The organism is Streptomyces ureilyticus, from assembly GCF_011045025.1.
Taxonomy (GTDB): domain Bacteria; phylum Actinomycetota; class Actinomycetes; order Streptomycetales; family Streptomycetaceae; genus Streptomyces; species Streptomyces ureilyticus.
Genome location: NZ_JAAKZX010000464.1, coordinates 1 through 1,263, shown reverse-complemented (window position 1 = coordinate 1,263; position 1,263 = coordinate 1). Strand labels below are relative to the sequence as shown.

The window sequence follows — 1,263 nt, the reverse complement described above, 5'->3', positions numbered from 1 at the left end:
GGGCTCGGCCGTGGGCTCCTGGGTCGGCGGGGACGTGCTCGGGGCGGCTGGTTCGGAGGGCTCGGTCGGTGGGGCCGATTGGGGTGGCTGGGCCGGCGGCGTCGTCTTCGACGGCGACGGTGACGACGGCTCCGGCGAGACCGCGTCCGGGATGCTCGCGCGCATGTCGCCCGGAGGGCCTGCGCTGTCCCGCGACGGCGTGTCGTACGAGAACAGCCCGCTCGCGAACCCGGCGGCGGCCATCACCGCAGCGCCGACCGCGGTACCGACGAGGGCGAGCCGACGCCGACGGCCGCGCCTGCGGGCGGGCTGCTCGGGCTCGGGGAGGGGCAGCGGGCCGGTCACCGGGTCCGGGCCAGGGGCCTGTGCGTCGAACCGGTGGAGGTCCGTCAGGTGGAGGTCGGCCGTCGGGGCGTCGTCGGGCGAATGGGCCTGAGGTGCCGGAGCCGGGGCGGCCTGAGACGGGGTCGCGGCTGCCGGAGGCGAGTTCGGTACCGAGGGCGGCCCGGGCCGGTGCCACCTCGCCGGCGGCGCAGACGGGTGCTGCCCCGCGGGCGGTTCAGACGGGTGCTGGCCCACCGGCGGCCCGGACCTGTGCTGGCCTGTGGGCGGCTCGAACGGGTCCTGGCCCGAGGGCGGCGCAGACCGGTGCTGGCCCGCGGACGGCCCGGACGGGTGCTGCTCCGCGGGCGGCGCAGACCGGTGCTGGCCCACCGGTGGCTCGTACCGGTGTTGCCCCACGGGCGGCCCGGACGGGTACTGGCCTGAGCGCGGCGCAGACCCGTGCTGCCCTGCGGCCGGCCCGGACTGCCCCGGCTGTGTCGCGGGCGTGCCCGGCCCACCGGGCTCGGTCAACGGGTCGCCCGCCCGGGAGGGCATGTGCTCGACAAACGGGTCGCCCGCTCGCGAGGACGTGGGCTCGGCCCGGGGACCAGCCGTCTCCGACACCATGGGCTCGGCCAACGGGTCAGTAGCCCCCGAGTTCCCGGGCTCGGCCAACGGGCCAGCCGTTCCCGAGCTCACGGGCTCGGCCCACGGTTCAGCCGCCCCCGGGCCCCCGCGCTCGCCAAGCGCGTCGCCCGCCCCCGAGGACATCGGCTCGACCAACGGGTCAGCAGCCTCCGAAGACCTGGCCCCGCTTAACGACGACCCCGGAGCCCTCACATCCGAGCCCGCACCCGAGACACTCGAGCCTGCACCCGAGACACGAGAGCCCGCCCCCGGGACGCCCGAGTCCGCACTCGGGGCGCCCGAGCCCGCACC

At 77.7% G+C, this 1,263-nt stretch carries 1 pseudogene; it reads right to left on the bottom strand.

Annotated features, from left to right (window positions below):
- Positions 1-345: pseudogene (locus tag G6048_RS48150) on the bottom strand (peptidoglycan-binding protein); the annotation flags it as partial.
- Positions 346-1,263: the final 918 nt, after the last annotated feature.